General features: G+C 39.6%; 14 protein-coding genes and 1 tRNA gene. 4 read left to right on the top strand and 11 right to left on the bottom strand.

Annotated elements, in window-relative coordinates; translation table 11 throughout:
- Positions 1-73: 73 nt before the first annotated feature.
- From AY601_RS01195 to AY601_RS01155, 9 genes are all read right to left on the bottom strand, one after another.
- Positions 74-877, bottom strand: coding sequence for a Fic family protein (locus AY601_RS01195; protein WP_068395393.1), 804 nt, complete (start codon positions 875-877; stop codon positions 74-76).
- Between the two features lie 123 nt (positions 878-1,000).
- Positions 1,001-1,082 (bottom strand) — tRNA-Leu (locus tag AY601_RS01190).
- 112 nt (positions 1,083-1,194) lie between these two features.
- Positions 1,195-1,992, bottom strand: coding sequence for an ABC transporter substrate-binding protein (locus AY601_RS01185; protein WP_068395391.1), 798 nt, complete (start codon positions 1,990-1,992; stop codon positions 1,195-1,197).
- Between the two features lie 17 nt (positions 1,993-2,009).
- Positions 2,010-2,693, bottom strand: a complete 684-nt coding sequence (locus AY601_RS01180; RefSeq protein ID WP_068395389.1) for an ABC transporter ATP-binding protein — start codon at positions 2,691-2,693, stop codon at positions 2,010-2,012.
- 42 nt (positions 2,694-2,735) lie between these two features.
- Positions 2,736-5,129, bottom strand: coding sequence for an ABC transporter permease (locus AY601_RS01175; RefSeq protein WP_068406994.1), 2,394 nt, complete (start codon positions 5,127-5,129; stop codon positions 2,736-2,738).
- A gap of 10 nt (positions 5,130-5,139) precedes the next feature.
- Positions 5,140-7,533 carry an ABC transporter permease gene (locus AY601_RS01170; RefSeq protein WP_068395387.1) on the bottom strand — a complete coding sequence of 798 codons (2,394 nt, stop codon included), beginning with the start codon at positions 7,531-7,533 and terminating at the stop codon, positions 5,140-5,142.
- A 10-nt stretch (positions 7,534-7,543) separates the two neighbouring features.
- The gene (locus tag AY601_RS01165; RefSeq protein ID WP_068395385.1) at positions 7,544-9,937 is read right to left on the bottom strand and encodes an ABC transporter permease; all 2,394 of its coding nucleotides are present in this window, start codon (positions 9,935-9,937) and stop codon (positions 7,544-7,546) included.
- A 65-nt stretch (positions 9,938-10,002) separates the two neighbouring features.
- Positions 10,003-10,701, bottom strand: coding sequence for an ABC transporter ATP-binding protein (locus tag AY601_RS01160; protein ID WP_068395383.1), 699 nt, complete (start codon positions 10,699-10,701; stop codon positions 10,003-10,005).
- A gap of 94 nt (positions 10,702-10,795) precedes the next feature.
- Entirely contained in the window at positions 10,796-12,040 is a 1,245-nt protein-coding gene (locus tag AY601_RS01155) for an efflux RND transporter periplasmic adaptor subunit (protein ID WP_068395381.1), read from the bottom strand.
- A gap of 222 nt (positions 12,041-12,262) precedes the next feature.
- On the opposite strand from AY601_RS01155, the gene AY601_RS01150 reads away from it, so the two are divergent.
- The 3 genes from AY601_RS01150 to AY601_RS01140 are packed head-to-tail and all read left to right on the top strand — an operon-like array spanning position 12,263 to position 16,086.
- On the top strand, positions 12,263-13,633 hold the full coding sequence (locus AY601_RS01150) for a sigma-54-dependent transcriptional regulator (protein ID WP_068395379.1): 1,371 nt from the start codon (positions 12,263-12,265) through the stop codon (positions 13,631-13,633).
- Between the two features lie 3 nt (positions 13,634-13,636).
- Positions 13,637-14,995 (top strand): sensor histidine kinase, encoded by a 1,359-nt coding sequence (locus AY601_RS01145; protein WP_068395377.1) that lies wholly within the window; start codon positions 13,637-13,639, stop codon positions 14,993-14,995.
- 38 nt (positions 14,996-15,033) lie between these two features.
- The gene (locus tag AY601_RS01140; protein ID WP_068395375.1) at positions 15,034-16,086 is read left to right on the top strand and encodes a ferredoxin--NADP reductase; all 1,053 of its coding nucleotides are present in this window, start codon (positions 15,034-15,036) and stop codon (positions 16,084-16,086) included.
- A 405-nt stretch (positions 16,087-16,491) separates the two neighbouring features.
- Here AY601_RS01140 and AY601_RS01135 read toward each other — a convergent pair whose 3' ends face one another.
- Together AY601_RS01135 and AY601_RS01130 are read right to left on the bottom strand one after the other, a co-directional pair.
- On the bottom strand, positions 16,492-17,766 hold the full coding sequence (locus AY601_RS01135) for a glucose-1-phosphate adenylyltransferase (RefSeq protein ID WP_068395373.1): 1,275 nt from the start codon (positions 17,764-17,766) through the stop codon (positions 16,492-16,494).
- 9 nt (positions 17,767-17,775) lie between these two features.
- Positions 17,776-19,182, bottom strand: a complete 1,407-nt coding sequence (locus AY601_RS01130; RefSeq protein ID WP_068395371.1) for a glycogen synthase — start codon at positions 19,180-19,182, stop codon at positions 17,776-17,778.
- 226 nt (positions 19,183-19,408) lie between these two features.
- Here AY601_RS01130 and AY601_RS01125 point away from each other — a divergent pair, with 226 nt between their 5' ends.
- A complete protein-coding gene (locus tag AY601_RS01125) occupies positions 19,409-20,212 on the top strand; it encodes a hypothetical protein (protein ID WP_068395369.1) in 804 nt (267 codons plus the stop codon).
- Positions 20,213-20,246 lie beyond the last annotated feature (34 nt).

Here is a 20,246-nt window from a genome sequence, read left to right as displayed (position 1 = left end):
TGCGGTGTTCCAAAAGAAAATTGACGGGAATTAAGAGAAGAAAGCTTTTATTTTGCTGTCAGCATTATGCTTATCAAGCTTTACCTTTTTGGGTTGGTTTGAAACTCATGGTGAAGTTCTGAGTCAGATTTTTCTGCTGATCTATTTCTCTTTGCATTCTGCTGATAGCTGTTTCAGCAAAAAAAACAGTTAAAATATCTGTATCCTGATGTTTGGCGGACTGTTTTAAGGCGTCAACATAGGCTGCCTTTTCAACTGTACCAATGATTAAATGAGGCTGATTGAATTTAGCCAGTATAAAGTTTGAGATTAATCGCCCGGTTCGCCCATTCCCATCAGGGAATGGATGCAGGTAAATAAAAAACTGATGAAACCTTGCACTAATGTCCAAAGGATGGAGTTCAGCCTTTTCAATCGCTTTTTGTGTAGAAGTAATTAATGAGGGCATACGTGCTATACTGGTTTTATAATCACCAAAAACAGTATCTCCGGCTGCCATTTGAGTATCAGTATATTCACCCGGCTCATACCCTTTTGAAAACTTGATTGTATTTTCTGTTAAGATTTTTTGAGTTTGTTTGATCAATTCCTCTGTTAAGGGCTGATCCGGGTTATTAAAAAGGAAGTCGTAAGCTTTAAAGTGATCAAGAATTTCGTAAGCTTCATAAAGAGATCGGTTGTGCAATTTTAAATTGATGCCCTGTTGTCTTAATTCACGGGTTTCATCAACTGTAAAAGTATTGCCTTCTACAGCACAATTATGGGCTGAAAATAAGATTTCATTGTATTCTCTAAAATCTTGTATACTGAAACTTTCAACAATTGTTTTGTTGTATTCCAATACCAGCGAATCATATTTTCTGAGCAGCTCATTCATTTTTGTACCTCAATAATAGTACAAAATTAACCTAATTTATCGGACTAGCTGCAAGTAAAGTATCAATAAAAAACCCCTTAAAATAAAAATGGTGACAGATAATTAAATCTATCACCATTATTGTGCGGATGAAGGGACTCGAACCCCCACGCCGTGAAGCGCCAGATCCTAAGTCTGGTGCGGCTACCAATTACGCCACATCCGCAGTTAGGAATTGTTTTTGTTTGGACTGCAAAGATAGAGATAGTTATCAATTATCAAAAACCTTTTGCATTTATTTCACCTCTAAACAGCTAACACATTCATTTTAAGCTAATTTATTTTAATTCTTTTTGCAACTGAAATAAATATTGAACCGCTTTGACCAATCTGCTGCCATACCAGGAGAACATTTCGCCGTCTACCAGCATCAATTTGGATCCTGGGATGGCCATTTTCAATTCCTCTATATGCTTTTCCCGGAAAGGATACGGTTCTGAAGAGAGTAAAATCAGTTCCGGCTTTAATGCGGCCAGCTCCTGAAGTTCAATTTCAGGGTAACGATCAGCCTTAATCACATTAGTCAGCCCGTTTTTAACCAAAATATCATCAATGAAAGTATTTCTTCCAGCCAGCATGTAAGGGCCCTTCCAGATCAGGTAAGCGACTGTTTTAGCTATCCCCTGCTGTAAAGCTAAAGTTTGCAGATCTGTAAACCCCGCGTTGATCAGATAATTTAAGTAAGCTGCTTCAGGTTGCCTGTCTACCAGTTCTGCAATCTGCGTAATGGTTTTCATGGCATCTTCCAACGTAAAAATATCACTCATCCATACTGGAAACTCTTTCCGGAGCAATTCTATATCTTCTTTCGTATTTTCTTCCTTGTTGCCAATAATTAAATCAGGCTTCAGGCTTCTGATCAGTTCGATATTAAGTTTCTTCGTCCCTCCTACTTTAGTTTTAGCCTTAAACTGCTGCGCAGGATGAATGCAAAACTTAGTCAGCCCGATCACTTCTTTATTCAAGCCCAGTTCAAACAATAATTCGGTTTGGGAAGGCACAATAGAAATGATCCGCTTTGGTGGATAATTAATCGTAATGGTCTGATCAAGCTGATCGGTAAACTGACGTAACATGGAACAAAGATACTTTTTTATACCACCACCTGAAGATCCTCACTGATTACTCCATCAAGCAAATGTAAAATACGTGTACCATAACCTGCATTGATTTCAGAGTGCGTTACCTGGATAATAGTAATGTTTTCTTCTTCATTCAGTTTTTTGAAAAGATCCATGATTTGCAAAGCCTGTGCTGACTGCAAATTTCCTGTTGGCTCATCTGCCAGGATAATTAGTGGTTGTGCTGCTAAAGCCCTTGCAATACCCACCAGTTGTTGCTGACCACCTGATAACTGATTAGGGAAAAGATCTTTTTTAGCGACCATGTTAAAGCGGTCAAGCATTTCTGCCACGCGGCTTTTACGTTCTGCACTACCTACCTTTTTATAAAGTAAAGGCGCTTCAATATTCTCGGCAACAGTCATCTCATCTATCAAATGATAAGCCTGGAAAACAAAACCGATATGATTTCTGTAAAGTTCTATCCTTTTGCGCTCATTCAATGAAACTACATTTTCGCCCATAAACTCATAACTTCCGTAAGTAGGCTCTTCCAACATTCCCAAAATATTCAGTAAAGTAGATTTACCGGCACCAGAAGGCCCCATAATCGAAACAAACTCGCCTTGTTGTATGGTTGTGCTCACATGTCTGAGGATATAACTTTTCAGTCCTTTGTTTGCGTAGTATTTTTCTATATTCTGTAATTGTATCATGTTTTGATAAATATAAGGTTTAATCAATTAATACTTTTTGTTTTATTCGTCTTTCAATGCATCTGCCGGATTTGTTCTTGCGGCACTAAAAGAACGGAAGCTGACCGTCAGCAGGGTGATGCCCATTGAGGTAAACATGGCAATTGCAAAAGGCCATATATTGAGTTCAATCCGGTAAGCATAACCAGCCAACCACCTGCTGATAAAGAGATAAGCAATTGGCCATGCCACTAAATTCGACAAAAATACCAGTAGTAAAAATGAACCATTCAGCAGCTTGACCAGTTCAAAATCAGTAGCACCCAAAACTTTTCTGATCGCCACTTCACGTGTACGCTGCGAGGCCACAAAAGATACCAGGCCAAATAAACCAATAAATGAAATGAAGATAATCACCACTGAAAAGTTTTGAAATAAGACACCCATTACTTTCTCCGTCTGATAGTATCTGTTTAAGTCATCACTAACAAAATCCGCCTCGTAGACCTCCTGCGGAAAAATAGTATTCCATAAACTTTCCACTTGTTTCATGGACTCCAGCAAATCTTTCCGTTCCATTTTAATAGCCAGATTTGTGTACAGACCTTTGTCGGAAGAAAGTGCAAGTGGAGAAATTTCCTGATGCAGAGACTTATCATTAAAATCCTTCACCACTCCCGTTATCCTGGCCTCATGGTTATCAATGCGGATTAACTTTCCAAGTGCAAGCTCCGGACTTGCTATATTCATCTTTTTCAGAAAGGTTTCATTCACCACATATGAATTAACCGTATCACTTTTTGATAAGCTTTTTCCGGCAATCATCTTCAGGTTAAAAGTTTCAAAATAAGCCTGGTCTGCATGTAATACCCGCACTTCGAAATCTTTAATCAGAATCCCGTTTATGGAGAATTTACTTTCATTCACCATAGTTGAAGCAGGAGCCATGTCGCAAAGGCTAACCTGGCTAACACCCGGTATAGTTAATATCCGCTCTCTTAGCTGGTTTTGTTTTGGCTGATTCTGACTATCATTTGGTAAACGGATCATAGCAACTGCATCTGGATTAAAGCCCAGTGGTTTTTGCCGCATATAGTTCATTTGCTTTAAAACTACCAGCGTAGAAATAATCAGCACAACAGTAATCGTAAACTGGACAACAACCAGAATTCTGCGCAGTCCTAACCCACCAGCCTGATTGGAAGCTACTTTGTTCTTAATAGCTAGTGCAGGACTAAATCCCGACATAACCATTGCAGGATAGAAACCCGCAAGCAAACCGACGGTAAGCACCAGCCCAGCAAGAAAGACAAAGATTACCGGGTGTTCAAACAAACTGAAAGAAATAGGTTCATCAAAAAGATGCTGTAAATAAGGAATTGTGATTTCTGTCAGCACGCAGGCAATTAATAAAGCGATAAGACTAAGCGTTAGTGTTTCTGCTAAAAACTGGATCATAAGCTGTTTGCGTCCGCTACCCATTACCTTACGGATACCAACTTCTTTTGACCGGTTTATGGCTTGTGCAGTCGATATATTAATAAAGTTAATGCAAGCAGTGAGGAGTAAAAAAACACCAATAATCACCAGCCCATAAATTTCCTTCTTTTCCATCGTTTTATGGGCGAAGTTCCCATAAAGCCCATTGTGATGTATATCTTTCAGTGGTTGGAATGAATGATATTGCTGCCCCTGTTTATCTGTGTCATTGTAGTGTTTATGATTGAACGCAGCTAAAGAAGCAGCTAAATCATGGATTCCAACTTCTTTTTTTAGTAGAATGTAGCATTCAGAATGAGAGATCACATAGTTCCAGTTTTTATCATTTTTATCCGGAAAGGTCGCATAGCTTAAAACCACATGAAGCGGCAAACTGGTATTTTCAGAAAGCGCTTTGAATACACCTGTTACCTTTAAATCTGCTTTGTTGTTCAATCGGATGGATTTCCCTACAGCCTTATGCCAGTCTCCAAAATATTGAATTGCTTTAGCATCAGATAGCACTACGGTGTTCGGCTGGCTTAATGCTTGTTGAGGATTCCCTGCAAGCCAGGTGAAATTAAAGATTTCAAAAAATGCAGGTTGTGCATAAAACAGGCGGGATGTCTCTCTAAGACCGGGTTTGCCTGAAAAATTGTTAATACTGATCATCCCATAAGAGCCCTGGATAGCTGCTGCTTTTTCTACCTGTGGGAAATCCTGCGTTATGGCTTTCACCAGCGGAATAGGCACACCTTGGGAAGTATTGGTTCCAGCAGCCATTTTCCAGTTAGTGACTATCCTGTAAATACGATCGCTGTATTTAAACTGGCTATCAAAACTAAGCTGATACCGGATAAAAATAAATATCAGGATACAGCATGCCATTCCCACTGTAAGGCCGGCAATGTTTATCAAAGTATAGGTCTTATACTTCCATAAGTTACGTAAGGCAATTTTGAAGTTGAGTTTAATCATAATCATTTAATTATTCATCTTTCAATGCATCTGCCGGGTTTGTTCTTGCGGCACTAAAAGAACGGAAGCTGACCGTCAGCAGGGTTGCCACCATCGAAATAGAGGTGACAATTAAAAAGGGCCAGCTATTTAACTCAATCCTGTACGCATAACCAGACAACCATTTATCTATCAAAACATATGCAATTGGCCAGGCAATCAGGTTAGCCAGGAGCACAAGCGCCATAAAAGAAAAATTCAGCATATTAACCAACTCTAATGTACTTGCACCCAAAACCTTACGTATTGCCATTTCTTTTGTTCTTTGTGTAGCGACAAAAGAAATCAATCCAAACAAACCAATAAAAGATATAAATACGATGACCAATGCAAATGCCTTAAACAGCGTACCCATTACCCGCTCACTCTCATAATATTTATTGATTTTTTCTTCCATAAAAGTGGCCCCATACACATGATCCGGATAAATAGAATTCCATATAGATTCAATACTTTTCATCGTAGCAGGTATATTTTGCGTATTCATTTTGACAGCAATCACAGTAGCCTCCCTGGAATTTTTATGGAATAAAATCGGCGAAATAGCTTCTCTTAAATTTGTGTTGTTGAAATCTTTCACTACGCCAACAATGGAGAGCTGAGCTGAACTTCCGCCCAATGTAACTTTTTGTCCAATTGCATCTTCCGGACGTACTATATTTAATTTTTTGAGAAAAGTCTCATTCACCATATACTCCTGCAAGCTATCATTTTGAGAAAAGCTCTTTCCTGCAATTATCTTTAAGTCAAATGTTTTAAAATAATCAGCATCTGCATATTTACTGCCCACATGAAAACGTGGCTTCTTCCCATTATAAGAGAAATTATAATCGTCAACATCTATTGAGGAAGGGCCACTACTGCATAAACTTGCAAAACGCACACCTGTCTCCTTCCATATTCTTTTTTTCAACAGGCCATATTTTAACCGGCTGAGACTATCCCCCGGCACCTCTACCATGGCAATTGCCGAAGGATTAAATCCCAATGGCTTTTCGCGCATATACTTCATCTGTTTCATGATGATAAACGTGCCTGTCATCAGGACAATAGTAAGTGTAAACTGCATAACCACCAACACCTTGCGTAAAACAACACCCCCCGAATTACTTAAGTTAACTTTGTTCTTTATGGCCAGGATAGGATTAAAGCCTGACATCACCATTGCCGGATAAAAACCAGCGACCAGGCTAACCAGCAGAACAAGCCCGATCATGAACACAAAAATAACCGGATGATCCACCATACTGAAAGAGATATTTTCCCTGAACAATGCGATCATACTTGGTAAAGCAGCCTCTGTTAATACGCATGCAATCAGTGAAGATAAAATAGTAATTGTCAGTGTTTCGGTCAGAAACTGCACCATCAATTGCTTTCGTGTGCCCCCCATCACTTTACGCACCCCTATCTCTTTAGAGCGGCTTATTGCTTGTGCCGCAGACAGGTTAATAAAATTTACACAAGCAGTGAGGAGTAAAAACACACCAATAGCCGTTAAGCCTTTCAACTGACTACTCTCTATTATTTTCCCGGAAAAGTTGCCATAGTTTGCATCTTTATGCAGTTCAGCCAGCGGTTGAAAAAAATGATCTTCTTTAACATTTGATTGTTTTTCTGTATAATATTTTTTAAGAAAGGCATTTTTAGTCCCTTCAAGGTCAGCAATGTCTACTCCTTTTTTTAACAAAATATAGACTTCCGAACTTGAAGAGACCGTATACCAAGCTTTCATATCTTTATTTTCATATCCCGCATAGGCTATTACGATATGGATAGGATTACTGTTATTTTCAGGAATGTCTGCAAATACACCTGTTACTTTAAGGATCTTGTCCCGGTATTGAAAAGTTTGCCCTACTGCTTTGTGCCAGTCACCAAAAAACCTTGAAGCCATTTTCTGAGAAAGCGCTACAGTATTTGGTTGTACCAATGCTTGCTGAGGGTTTCCTTCCAGCCAGGGATAATCGAATATTTTGAAAAAACCAGGCTCAACATAATACACATCCTCTGCTGTTTTTAACCTCACCTTACCTGATTGGTCTTTTACCTTGATAATTCCGCTGCTACGCTCTAATGCAGCGACTTCTTCCAGCATCCCAAAATCATTCCGCATAGCCGCAGCCAAAGGCCTTGGAACACCACTCTGAAATTCTTCCTTATCCGCATATTTCCAATAAGAAACTACCCTGTAAATCCGGTCTTTATTGATGAATTGCTGATCAAAACTCAATTGATACCTGATAAAGATAAAAATGAGGATACAGCTGGCCATACCGATAGATAAGCCTGCGATATTGATAAAGGTATATCCTTTATTTTTACAGAGATTTCTTAATGCAATTTTGAGATTGAGTCTAAACATCCTGCGTTTTTTATTCGTATTTAAGTGCGTCTACCGGATTAGTTTTCGCTGTTTTATAGGAGCGAAAACTTACCGTAACCAAAGTAATTATCAAGGAAATAAACATCGCGGCTGCAAATGGCCAGATGCTGAGTTCTATACGATAAGCATAACCTGATAACCATTTCTGAATAAAAATATAGGCTACTGGCCAGGCGACAAGATTGGCTATTAAAATCAGGAAGATAAAAGTCGTATTCAGCATGCTCATCAGTTCAAATACACTTGCCCCCAATATTTTACGAATAGCCATTTCCTTTGTTCTTTGCGCCGCAACAAAAGCGATCAAGCCAAATAAACCAATGAAAGAAATAAAGATGATGACCAGGGCAAATACTTTGAAAAGTGTGCCCATAATCTGCTCACTTTCATAATATTTATTAATCTTATCTTCCATGAAATCAGAAGAATATACATGATCCGGATAATACTCATTCCAGATTTTTTCTATATTTTTCATGACTGCTGGAATTTGCTGCGCGTTCATTTTCACTGCCATAATCTCGAAACGATCATTACGGGTACCCATAATGATCGGGGAAATTGAAGCTCTCAGATTCAGATTATTAAAATCTTTCACTACACCGACCACAGGTATACTTAACCCTCCAAACAGGATTTTCTTTCCAATTGCATCCTGAGGATGGATAACATTCAATTTTTTCAATAAAGTTTCATTCACCACAAATTCATGGATGGTATCGCTTTTACGCTGACTCAGGTATCTTCCAGCCACAAGCTGCAAACCAAATGTCTTCAGATAATCTGCATCTACAATTTTGGTGTTAGCTTGAAAATCAGCCTCTTTTGTTCCATCGAAAGCAAATGCGTTATTTGTATTATCATCTGCACTCGGGCCATTATTGCATAAACTAACAGCTAATACACCGGGTTGAGCTTTAACCCTGCTCTTTAAAATTTCAAATTTCTGTCTGCTTAGACTGTCAGTAGGAATGGTAATTAAAGCTACGGCTGAAGAATTAAATCCAAGAGGTTTTTCTCTCATAAATTTCATCTGCATCAGGATGACTAATGTACCAGTAACTAATACAATTGTGATGGCGAATTGAACAACAACAAGCACCTTGCGTAGCAACCCACCACCATGACCAATATTCACCTTGTTTTTAATAGCCAGCGCCGGACTAAATCCAGACATGACCATTGCTGGATAAAAGCCGGATAAAAAGCTAACAAACAAGACCATACAGGTAAGAAATACAAAGATGACCGGGCGCTCCAGCAGATTAAACGTTATTTTTTCCTTAAACAAGGCAGACATACCTGGCAAAGCAACTTCTGTGATTGCACAAGCCAATAACAATGCGATGAAAGTCAGCAGCATTGTTTCGGTTAAAAACTGGATCATAAGCTGTTTTTTACCACTTCCCATTACCTTGCGTACACCAACTTCTTTAGACCTCCCTATCGCTTGTGCAGTAGCCAGGTTAATGAAGTTGATGCATGCGGTAATTAGCAGCAACACACCTATCGCTGTAAGGCCAAACAGTTCACTTTTACTGGTTATTTTGCCAGAAAAATTACTGAAACGTTCATCTATATGGATTTCATCCATACGTTGAAAAAGATGATCCGGTTTAGCAATTGTCTTTTCGACATAGTATTTTTTCAGGAATACTGCTTTTGGACTCGCTAAGTCAGCAGTTGTTACACCTGGTTTAAGTAAAACGTAGCACTCTGAATTTGAAGATATTGACCCCCATCTTTTTTGATTTCTATTTTCAAAGCTTGCATAAGAAATTGCAATATTGATCACATTACTATTATTTTCTGGTATATCAGCAAATACACCTGTAACTTTTAGATCTTTATTATTCTGATAATTGATAGTTTTACCAACGGCCTGATGCCAATCACCAAAAAACCGCTCAGCTGTCTTTTGCGAAAGTGCAACTGTATTTGGCTCTTTTAAAGCCTGCTCCGGATTTCCGTCCAACCACTCGTAATCAAATATTCTGAAAAAATCAGGTTCTACGTAAAATGCTTTCTCCTGAATTTTAATTTTCACATTCCCTTTGGAATCTTTGACTTTAATCATTCCCCAGCTTCCCTCCAAAGCAGCAACCTGTTCCAACATTCCAAAATCATTACGCATAGCAGAAGCTAAGGGCAAGGGAACTCCACGATCAAATTCTTCACCGCCTGCATAATACGCGTGGCTCACTACCCTGTAGATTCTATCTTTATTTTTATACTGCTGATCAAAGCTTAATTGATAACTGATAAATAAAAAGATCAGAATACAACCTGCCATACCAATAGATAAACCAGCTATATTAATCAAAGTATACCCTTTATTCTTCCAAAGGTTCCTGAATGCAATTTTAAGGTTGAGTTTAAACATGGTCGGTGGTTGAGTACGATGGCGGTTCAATTTACAGGTTGACGCTTTTTAAATGAAAACGTTGCTTAGATAAGTTCTTCAGACCTCGCTTTATTTACTTTTTCTGAAATTACATGTCCATCTTTCAGGTTAATAATCCGGTTAGAGAAACTAGCATCATGCGAAGAGTGGGTCACCATCACAATGGTAGTCCCTTGCTCATTCAGTTCACAAAGCAGTTCCATAACCTCATTTCCATGAGAACTGTCCAGGTTTCCCGTAGGCTCATCTGCCAATACTAATTTTGGTTTAGTGACTAAAGCTCTTGCTACGGCAACACGTTGCTGCTGACCTCCGGACAACTGCTGAGGAAAATGACCACTGCGGTTCACAATATTCATCCTTTCGATCATCTCATTCACCAGACGTTTACGCTCAGGAGCAGCAACTTTATTATAAATCAGGGGCAATTCTATATTTTCAAATACAGTCAGTTCATCAATCAGGTTGAAGTTCTGGAATACAAAACCCATATTTCTTTTGCGAAAGTTGGAGCGTTCTTTATCATTCATAGTCAACAGTTCTGTTTCCAGAAATTTATAACTGCCGCTTTCAGGTTTATCCAGGAGTCCCATTACATTCAGTAAAGTTGATTTTCCACAACCTGAGGGGCCCATAATAGAGACAAACTCCCCTGCTTTGACATGCATATTGATTCCATTCAAGGCAGTCGTTTCTACTTCTTCCGTTTTGTATACTTTTTCCAGGTTCTCAATTTTTATCATGATATTATGATTTATATTTTTATGTCTTTTTATGAATTGACGCTTTAATCATTTGATTACGCCATTGCTATCTGATTATGCTATTGTTATCTGATTACTTACTGACCTCTACAATATCATATTGATTGAATTGATCATAAGAGGAAGTAATGACTTCTTCATCTTTCTGCAACCCTTCCATAATCTCATAGTACAGGTAGTTTTTACGGCCTATTTTTACGTTTCTTTTTTGGGCTTTTCCATCCTTCAGCACAAATACCCATGATCCTCCGGTACTCTGAAAGAACTGTCCCTGTGCCAATAGCAAAGATTTACTATTGTCAGAAAGTGTAAGTTTTACTTGTAAAGATAATCCTCTTCTTAACTCATCGGGTGATTTCCCTTCAAAAACTAATTCCACCTGGAACTGTCCGGCTGTGACTTCAGGAATTACTTTTCTGACCGTAAGGCGATAAGTTTTTCCATTAAACTCACAATTAGCAGATTGCCCTTCTTTTACCCGGTTAATATAATATTCATCCACACCAGCCTGCAATTTATAGCCTTGCATTACATCAATCTTTCCAAGCATCTCATTGGCCGTATAAGATTTACCGATTACAGGATCATAAGAAGACAACCTTCCTGAAACAGGCGCTTTAATAGTCATATTCTCTATATTTTTGCGGATAGTTTCCAAGCTCTCATTCATTCTGGTTACAGAAACATCAATTTGCTGTAACTGCATTGTCCTGCTCTGGTTTTCCTGTTTAACTGCCTGTTTTAAAATCGCTTTTCTACCCTTATTATACTCATAATCCTGGCTCGAAGTATTAAACTCTTCCCTGGTAATTACTTTATTCAAAAACAGCGCACTATCAATTTTATATTTCCGGCCAGCGGTTCTCAGTGTATTCTCGATCACCATCATATCCTGAGCCATTACCCTTTGATTTTGTTCCAGATCCAGACGCACTTTACGCAATTGATTGATCTGTTCTATAATACTGGTTTCGCTCGAGGTATAGTTAGAAAGGGCATTTGGATTAGCAATTCTTAACAGCGGAGTGCCTTTAACTACACTAGCCCCATTCTCTGTGAAAATTTCAGCTACTGTCCCACCTTCCGGAGAGCTCACGATTACTGAAGTTAAGGGTACCACACTCGCATTCAGTAAAACTACATCCTCAAAATCACCATATTTCACTTTACTGATCGTCAGTTTGTCTGCATCAGCTTTATAAACTTTATTCAATGATAATTTATATCCATATCCCATTAATACAGCTAACAAAAGTCCTCCTGTAAGCATTAATATCTTTTTAGTACTGAATCTCTTTTTTTCGATGATCTTATCCATGATAACTATTGTAATATCTATCTGGCCTTAAGCTAAGGATATGCCAAAGCAACGAAACATATTTAAAACACTACATACCAAAGAATTAACACATTTAATGAGAAAATTACCGTTCATTATCGGACACCTGTTGTACAGCAACGGACAATTCCACTATTTTTGTTCAGCAGCTATTTAAACGACTGGATCACAAAGCCTGGCTGCTGCCTAAAAATTCACAAAATGACAGAAGCAAACGTTTTAGTAATCGATGATGACGATGATATTCTACTCAGTGCGAAGCTCTTTTTAAAGCAGCATTTCAACCAGGTTGTTACTTGCAAATCACCAAAGGAAATCAATGTTCTGCTGAGCCATAACGAAATAGATATCATTCTGCTGGATATGAATTATCAGAAAGGGGCAAGCAATGGCCGGGAAGGGCTCTATTGGTTAGAGCACATCTTATCTATTGATAAAGATTATGTAGTTATTCTGATGACTGCCTATGGCAATGTAGAACTGGCTGTACAAGCCATCAAGAAAGGGGCAACGGACTTTATCCTCAAACCCTGGGAAAATGAAAAGCTCTATGCAACACTTTCTGCTGCCTCTAAATTAAGGCAATCCACTAAAAAAGTTAAAAAATTAGAGAAGATCAATACCTCTATTCAAACCGATCAGGCACGCAAATTTGAAAATATTATCGGCACTTCTGAGCCTATCAGGCATTTGCAAAACACCTTAATTAAAGTTGCCCCAACTGATGCTAACGTATTGATCCTTGGAGAAAACGGCACTGGAAAACAGGTTTTCGCATACGAACTCCACAAACATTCCCTGAGAAAGAACCACATTTTTATGCATGTCGATCTGGGCTCTTTAAATGAGAACCTCTTTGAAAGTGAGCTGTTTGGTTACGCTAAAGGTGCCTTTACGGATGCCCGGGATGACCGGCCGGGAAGATTCGAACTTGCGGATAACGGAACCATATTCCTCGATGAAATCGGTAACCTTTCGCTTCCCCTACAATCCAAACTGCTTACAGTACTGCAAAACCGGACTGTAACACGTTTGGGAGAGAGCAAAGACCGTAAAGTGAATATAAGATTAATTACGGCCACCAATATGCCTTTGAATGAGATGGTTGCCAAAGGTACATTCCGTCAGGATTTACTTTTCCGGATTAATACCGTAGAATTGGAACTTCCTCCCCTGCACAAACGTGCAGAGGACATCATACAGCTTGCTAATCATTTTTTACATACATTCAGCACAAAGTATCATAAAAGCATCACCAGCATCACCGAAAAGGCAGAGAAGACCTTATTAAACTATCATTGGCCAGGAAATGTCCGCGAATTGCAGCACGTGATTGAACGGGCTATTATTATGGCCGATGGTAAAGAGATTACCGAGCAGGATTTACAACTGAGCCCACAAAGATTTGGTGGTACCGCACCAATGCCACAGACACTGGATTTGGAAGAAATGGAGAAGATGATGGTACAAAAGGCAATAGAAAACCACAAAGGAAATATATCCCGCGCTGCTGCTGAGCTTGGTCTGACCCGCGCAGCCCTGTATCGCAGGATAGAAAAATTCGGATTATAGCTTATGTTTTATCAACGTTTCACTTTCAGGCTCCTTTTTAGTCTTTTACTGATCAACTCACTGGCGTTGTTGCTGGCATACCTCGTGCTGAAAACTCAGCTCTGGTTTACCATTGCCGGTGTCTCTTGTATCTTTTTGATCAGTATCATTTCGCTCTACAATTATATCAATCAGATCAGAGCTGATATCAAACGTTTTATACTCGCTATCAAAACACGGGATCATACCTTAAATTTCAGAAATAAAAGTACCAAAGGCAGTTTTCCCGACCTTTACAGTTCCTTTGATGACATCATTAAAACGCATAAAGACATCCAACTGGAACAGGATGCCATGTTTCAGCTTATTAAAACTATTCTTCAGCAGGTTCCCGTTGGGGTAATCGTACTAAAAGACGACAACACCATACCTGAACAAGCAGAAATATCCTTCTTTAATGAAGCCGCAGCAGCCTTACTAAAAGTTCCAGCCTATAAATACTGGCACCGCCTGAAAGAACACCTTCCACTTTTCGCCACTGAAATTGAGCGCATAGAAAAAGGAGGTAAAAGATTCCTTGAATTAAAAATTCAGGACAAACTGATCCAGCTCTCTACCGAAGTGATCCCCATCAACCTCTACAATACAAATTACAGGATCATCTCTTTCCAAAACATCAAGGATGAAATTGAGCAAAAAGAAATAGAAGCATGGAACAGGCTCATTGGTGTTATCTCTCATGAGATCCTGAATTCCATTACCCCCATCAGTTCCCTTTCTGACACCGTCAATACCATGGTTGCGAACAAAGATTCCCTCAACAAGGAGGAACTTGAAGACCTCAAACCCGCAATTCAGGCCATCAAAAGACGCTCAATTGGTTTGCTGGATTTTGTTAAAGACTACCGTTTAATTGCTGAATTACCAACACCTGAACTCGAATCCCATAGTATAGGCGAAATCCTGCAGCACATCCAGGTGCTGATGCAGCCGTTTGCTGCTGCAAAAGACGTCAAACTATCAGTAGGTCAAACCTCTTCAAAAATCACCATCAATGTAGACTTGAAACTTGTAGAACAAGCCTTAATCAACCTAATCACCAACAGCATCCATGCCCTGGAAAACGTCGATCATCCCCAGATAGAAATCGACTACCGCCTGGAACAAAGCAAGCTCTTCATAGACGTTACCGATAACGGTAAAGGAATTGAACCTGAACTTACCGAGAAAATATTCGTCCCATTTTTTACGACCCGGAAAAACGGTTCTGGCATTGGCTTAACCATTACCCGTAACATCATGAAAATGCACTACGGCAACCTGGAAGTCAGTTCAATACCCCATGAAAAAACCATCTTCTCCCTCGTTTTCAACTATATTTAAGTCACCCTTTATAAAATAAATCGATAGATTTGTATGCTATGACTACCCTGCAATTACGTATTACTAAAATTTCACAACGTCCCGGAAACAACGTCTTCATTCAATTCGAACCCGTAAATGGCCTGCTGCCAAGCTACGAAGCAGGACAATTCCTGACCGTACTCTTCCAGGTCAACAACAAAGAAATCAGGCGTTCCTACTCCATTTGCAGCTCACCCGCAATTGATGAACTCCTCAGTATCGCAGTAAAACTCGTAGAAAACGGAGAAATCTCTAAATACCTGCACCACAAAACAGCCACCGGAGATATCCTGACTGTGCTGCCCCCAACAGGAATCTTCACCTATACTCCTGTCAAAACCATTAAACGTACCGTCTTCCTTTTTGCAGCCGGCGTGGGCATCACGCCTATTTACTCCATTTTAAAAACAGCCCTGCTCCAGGAAGAAAACTCAAAAATAGTACTGATCTACAGTAACCGTTCCGCAACCACAACCCTCTTCTACGAAGAACTAAACCAATGGCAAAAAGACTACCCCGAACGCTTTAAACTAATCTACCTGCTCAGCGACTCCAAGAACCTCCAATTCGCACGCCTCAACAGCTTCGCATTCCACGACCTCTACAACTCCAACATCCAATACGACCAATCCGATGCCCGATGCTACACCTGCGGCCCCATTGACTACATGGTCATGTGCCGCATTTCCCTGTTAGGCTTAGGCTTCCGTATAGATCAGATAAAAAAAGAAACCTACTTTATCCCCGAAGACGAAGCAGACGATGACGACATGACAGAGAAGGTTATTAAAGACAAAAACACTTACACAGTTCTCCTTGAATTCAATAAAAACATCTACCAATTAGAAGTACCCTGGTATAAAAGAATCCTGGAAGTGGCCCTTGCCCACAACATCAACGTACCCTACAGCTGCGGAGCCGGGATATGCAGTTCTTGCGTGGCCTCCTGCACCGAAGGCGGTGTCAGAATGGACTATAACGAAGTCCTGACCGATGAAGAAATCGCAGCCGGCAGAGTGCTAATCTGCACAGGACACCCTACCCAAAACAACACTAAAATCGTAATCTAAAACACGATCACAATTTATCTTAAAATTCTATCTGATCCTAATATGCTAAGGATCTGTATAATTCTATGCCCCAAAATTCTATCAAATTCAGAAATTAAAGTCTCATTTAATTCTGGATCCTTCAAAAAATCATTAAGAGATTAGCAATCCATCAACAACACCTAACCAGCAATTAACAACAAGTAACAGCAATCCATAACGATATCTAACCATATTACCAACAACCACAAGGTTGTGAATAAAGTATTGCGTTGTAAAACTCATGCAACCGGTGATCGGAAAAGGATTAAAACCTGAATCAATAAAAAAAGGTTGAGCAATTTTCTGAGCCTCGGATCCCTCTTCAGGGAACGCAAGCCAGAAAACTGCTCAACCTTTTTTTAATTGACCCTCAGGAGAACCCCCTTACCCGATCACCGTTCCATCAGTAATTACTGCATCCTTCTTCACAACCACAATCCCATCCTTAACCGCATAACACTCAAAATCGCCATCCTCTAAATGAATCCCCCCATTGATCACTACATCATTCCCAATCCTGCAATTCTTATCAACGATCGCGTTAAAAATCTTACACCTGTCACCAATCCCGATCAGCGGTCTTCCCGCAGCATTTTCCTCTGCAATCTCCGAAAGTGTCTGATACCTGTCACTTCCCATAATATAAGTATTCTCAATAGACGTACCATTTCCAATTCTTGACCTGATACCAATCACAGAATGCTTAATCAGATCCGCATTCAAAATACACCCCTCTGCAATGACCGCTTTCACTAAAGACGTACTTAAAATCTTGGTCGGAGGCAACATCCTCGGCCTTGTGAAAATGCTCTGGTTGCTATCAAATAAATTAAACTTTGGAATATCATCCGTTAAACCCAGATTCGCCTCAAAGAAAGAGCAGATATTACCAATATCCGTCCAATACCCCTCATACTGATAACTCAGTACCCTTTGCGTCTGTAATACACGCGGAATAATCTCCTTACCAAAATCCTTCTCATCAGGATTCTCAGCAAATATTTTGACTAATAAATCCCTGTTAAAAATATAAATACCCATTGAAGCCAAGTAATTACGCCCTTCAGCCTGCATCTCCGGTCCCGTATCAGAAGCCCAGTCTACCAATAATTCAGCACTCGGCTTCTCAATGAAAGAAGTAATTATATTTTCTTCATTCGCCTTTAAGATGCCAAAACTCGTTGCATCCTTAGCCGTACTTGGAATAGTCGCTAAAGTAACCTCCGCGCCACTTTCCTCATGCGCCAGTAACATCTCATTGAAATCCATCTGATACAACTGGTCACCCGACAAGATCAGGACATACTCAAAATCATGCTGTAACAAGTGATGCATCGTCTGACGCACAGCATCAGCCGTCCCCTGGAACCACGTCGGATTATCAGGAGTCTGCTCAGCTGCAAGTATATCTACAAAAGCATCACTGAAGTGACTAAAATGGTATGTATTTTTAATGTGCTTATTTAACGATGCCGAATTAAACTGCGTAAGTACGAACATGCGGTGAATACCAGAATTCAGACAATTAGAAATAGGAATGTCTACCAAACGATATTTCCCGGCAATCGGAACTGCGGGTTTGGAACGGGTCTGCGTAAGCGGTGATAATCTGGAGCCCTGGCCACCGCCAAGGATAACTCCTAGTACTTTTTCAGTCATATGAATAAATTACATTTGGTACAGATCTATATATTGTTGGGCTGCCTTATCCCAGGAGTGGTCCAGTTGCATTGTAAATTTCAAAATCTCCTTTACCTGTTTCTTATTCTGATAAAGATCATAAGCTCTTCCAATAGCCTGTCCAACATCTTCTACACTTGTTTGGTCATGGCAAATACCAAACCCACCATCACCTATATCCACCACCGTATCTTTTAATCCGCCAATTCTTCTTACAATTGGTATTGTCCCGTAACGCAAAGCATATAGCTGATTTAACCCGCAAGGCTCTACCCTCGAAGGCATCAATAAGAAATCTGCTCCAGCATAAATCTGGTGGGACAACGTTTCATTGTAACCTATATAAGCGTTATAATTTCCGGGGAACCATTCCTTTAATTCAACCAGTTTTTCTTCAACATCAGGCTCACCCGATCCCAGCACAAGAATATTTATATTCCCGTAACTGTGTGCTAATGAATTATGGAAAATTGCAGGCAATAAATCTGCTCCCTTCTCTCCCACTAACCTGCCAATAAAAGTGAACAGCGGTTTTGCAGGATCTAAATTAAAAACATCACATAAGGCCACTTTGTTTGCTTTCTTTCCACTTTCTACCGTCCTTATTGCATAATTTTTTGTTAACATAGGATCTTTTTGCGGATCCCATACTTCATTGTCTATACCATTTAAAATTCCGGCAGACTTTCCTCTTTCACTCGCTAAAAGACTTTCCAGTCCATTGGCATTGTAGCTGATCTCTTCCAGATAACTTGGAGAAACAGTCGTTACACGCCACGCACATTTAATTGCTGAAGCCAGTGGATTAATATCTTTTTTCCATTCCAGCAAGCCCGATCTCCAAAGATCAAAAGCAGGCAGATAATGTAACTTATCCCATCCAAACTGCCCTTGATATTGCGCATTATGGATAGTCAGTATAGTTGGAATATTTCTGAGGTCTTTATATTTTTCACAATTGCCTGTCATAAACGGAACAAGGCCAGTGTGGTGATCGTGACAATGGATCACATCCGGGCGATGTTCCCATTGATTGATCCAATCTAATGTAGCAATCTGATAGGCTAGAAAACGTTCAACATCATCTTCATAACCATAAACTTTGTCGCGGTCTGTTAAGCCGGCAATGTGAACAAGATAAAGATCAAAACCCAGCTTATTGGTTTTCTCTCTGAAAATGCGAACAGGAAAATGGCGTGTTCCAAGGTTGCCCCATCCATCATAGACAACTTCAAATTCGTTTTGAAGCAAAAATGAGTTATTATAGGCTGGCATCACCACTTTAGCATAATGGCCAAGTTTGGTTTGATACTTAGGCAATGCACCTACTACATCCCCCAAACCGCCAACTTTAGCTATCGGATAACATTCTGCGCTGAGATGAATTATTTCCATAAATTATTTGGAGTACTGGGATAAAGGGTTGTTTATAATTTGCTATTAAAATATGAGTTATAACCCAAATAAGCGCAGTTTGTTTTTCATTAAATTGTATTATTTTTTTTCAATGCCTATCAGGCTTATTTTGTTATTGTTAGGATATTTATTTAAATATTTAAACATTATATGGAAATACAAGAGTAAGTTGAGGTTTTAATTAAATCTTAAATTTATTATTGATATGGAAACTTACAAAAAATATTTCAGGATTAGCCTGATCTTGTTATTGGGAATCACAGGTTGCAAAAAGAAAGATGGAGCAGTTCAGGATTCCGAAATTATTCCACCAATTGTGGAGGTTGGAATCAGGAAATTAATTCCGGTACAGCTGGGGACCGGCAAGTCGAAAGTGGTGATCAGCTATACCCAGCAATCCGCTATTCAAAAGATAATACACGAAGACGGGAGAACGCTGGTCATAACCTATGACCAAACAGGTAAGCCCATAGAGCTGGAGCGTTTTAAAAATGAGGAGCCGGTTTCTGGTACAAGTTATGATCTGGATGAAAAAGGCAGGGTGATCAGCGGTACGGCCTATAAAATAAAAGGGAATAGCTATGTCCAGAACGGGACTTACGAACTGGATTACAATACGGAAAACCAAGTCATTAAAGTAAGTTATTTCGATATAAATAACAGAAAGATAGCTGAACAGGAGAAAAGCTATCATGCGACCGGCAGCCTGAGTGCTGACAAAGGAGGTACACTCAGTTTAGGCTATAATTATGATCTCAAAAATGGCATGTTTAAGCAGAGCAGTTATACCTGGTTATTACAACTGGAAAAAGAGAACAACCTTTTCCCTGCAGAGATGCAACTCTTTCTTTCCGGAATAAATAACATACAGCTTTGCAATAACCTGTTAAGTCCGGGTATGCAGCAGAGTTTTAGTTATATTTTTAACAAGGATGGTTATCCGGAAACGATCAATGCAACAGTTGATGGTGTAAAAAGTTCAGTTAAGGTGGTTTATAAAGAACTCTGACAGACTGTGGAGAGATGCCGGAATGAATATTGAA

The sequence above is a fragment of the Pedobacter cryoconitis genome, from assembly GCF_001590605.1.
GTDB lineage: Bacteria > Bacteroidota > Bacteroidia > Sphingobacteriales > Sphingobacteriaceae > Pedobacter > Pedobacter cryoconitis_A.
Note: the sequence above shows the minus strand (reverse complement) of the source record. Positions and strands in the feature narration are given on the sequence as shown.

Bases quoted from the DNA above. Each gene is read 5' to 3' on its own strand.
- AY601_RS01195 (WP_068395393.1), bottom strand. From the start codon at position 877: ATGAATGAGCTGCTCAGAAAATATGATTCGCTGGTATTGGAATACAAC.
- AY601_RS01185 (WP_068395391.1), bottom strand. From the start codon at position 1,992: ATGTTACGTCAGTTTACCGATCAGCTTGATCAGACCATTACGATTAAT.
- AY601_RS01180 (WP_068395389.1), bottom strand. From the start codon at position 2,693: ATGATACAATTACAGAATATAGAAAAATACTACGCAAACAAAGGACTG.
- AY601_RS01175 (WP_068406994.1), bottom strand. From the start codon at position 5,129: ATGATTAAACTCAACTTCAAAATTGCCTTACGTAACTTATGGAAGTAT.
- AY601_RS01170 (WP_068395387.1), bottom strand. From the start codon at position 7,533: ATGTTTAGACTCAATCTCAAAATTGCATTAAGAAATCTCTGTAAAAAT.
- AY601_RS01165 (WP_068395385.1), bottom strand. From the start codon at position 9,937: ATGTTTAAACTCAACCTTAAAATTGCATTCAGGAACCTTTGGAAGAAT.
- AY601_RS01160 (WP_068395383.1), bottom strand. From the start codon at position 10,701: ATGATAAAAATTGAGAACCTGGAAAAAGTATACAAAACGGAAGAAGTA.
- AY601_RS01155 (WP_068395381.1), bottom strand. From the start codon at position 12,040: ATGGATAAGATCATCGAAAAAAAGAGATTCAGTACTAAAAAGATATTA.
- AY601_RS01150 (WP_068395379.1), top strand. From the start codon at position 12,263: ATGACAGAAGCAAACGTTTTAGTAATCGATGATGACGATGATATTCTA.
- AY601_RS01145 (WP_068395377.1), top strand. From the start codon at position 13,637: ATGTTTTATCAACGTTTCACTTTCAGGCTCCTTTTTAGTCTTTTACTG.
- AY601_RS01140 (WP_068395375.1), top strand. From the start codon at position 15,034: ATGACTACCCTGCAATTACGTATTACTAAAATTTCACAACGTCCCGGA.
- AY601_RS01135 (WP_068395373.1), bottom strand. From the start codon at position 17,766: ATGACTGAAAAAGTACTAGGAGTTATCCTTGGCGGTGGCCAGGGCTCC.
- AY601_RS01130 (WP_068395371.1), bottom strand. From the start codon at position 19,182: ATGGAAATAATTCATCTCAGCGCAGAATGTTATCCGATAGCTAAAGTT.
- AY601_RS01125 (WP_068395369.1), top strand. From the start codon at position 19,409: ATGGAAACTTACAAAAAATATTTCAGGATTAGCCTGATCTTGTTATTG.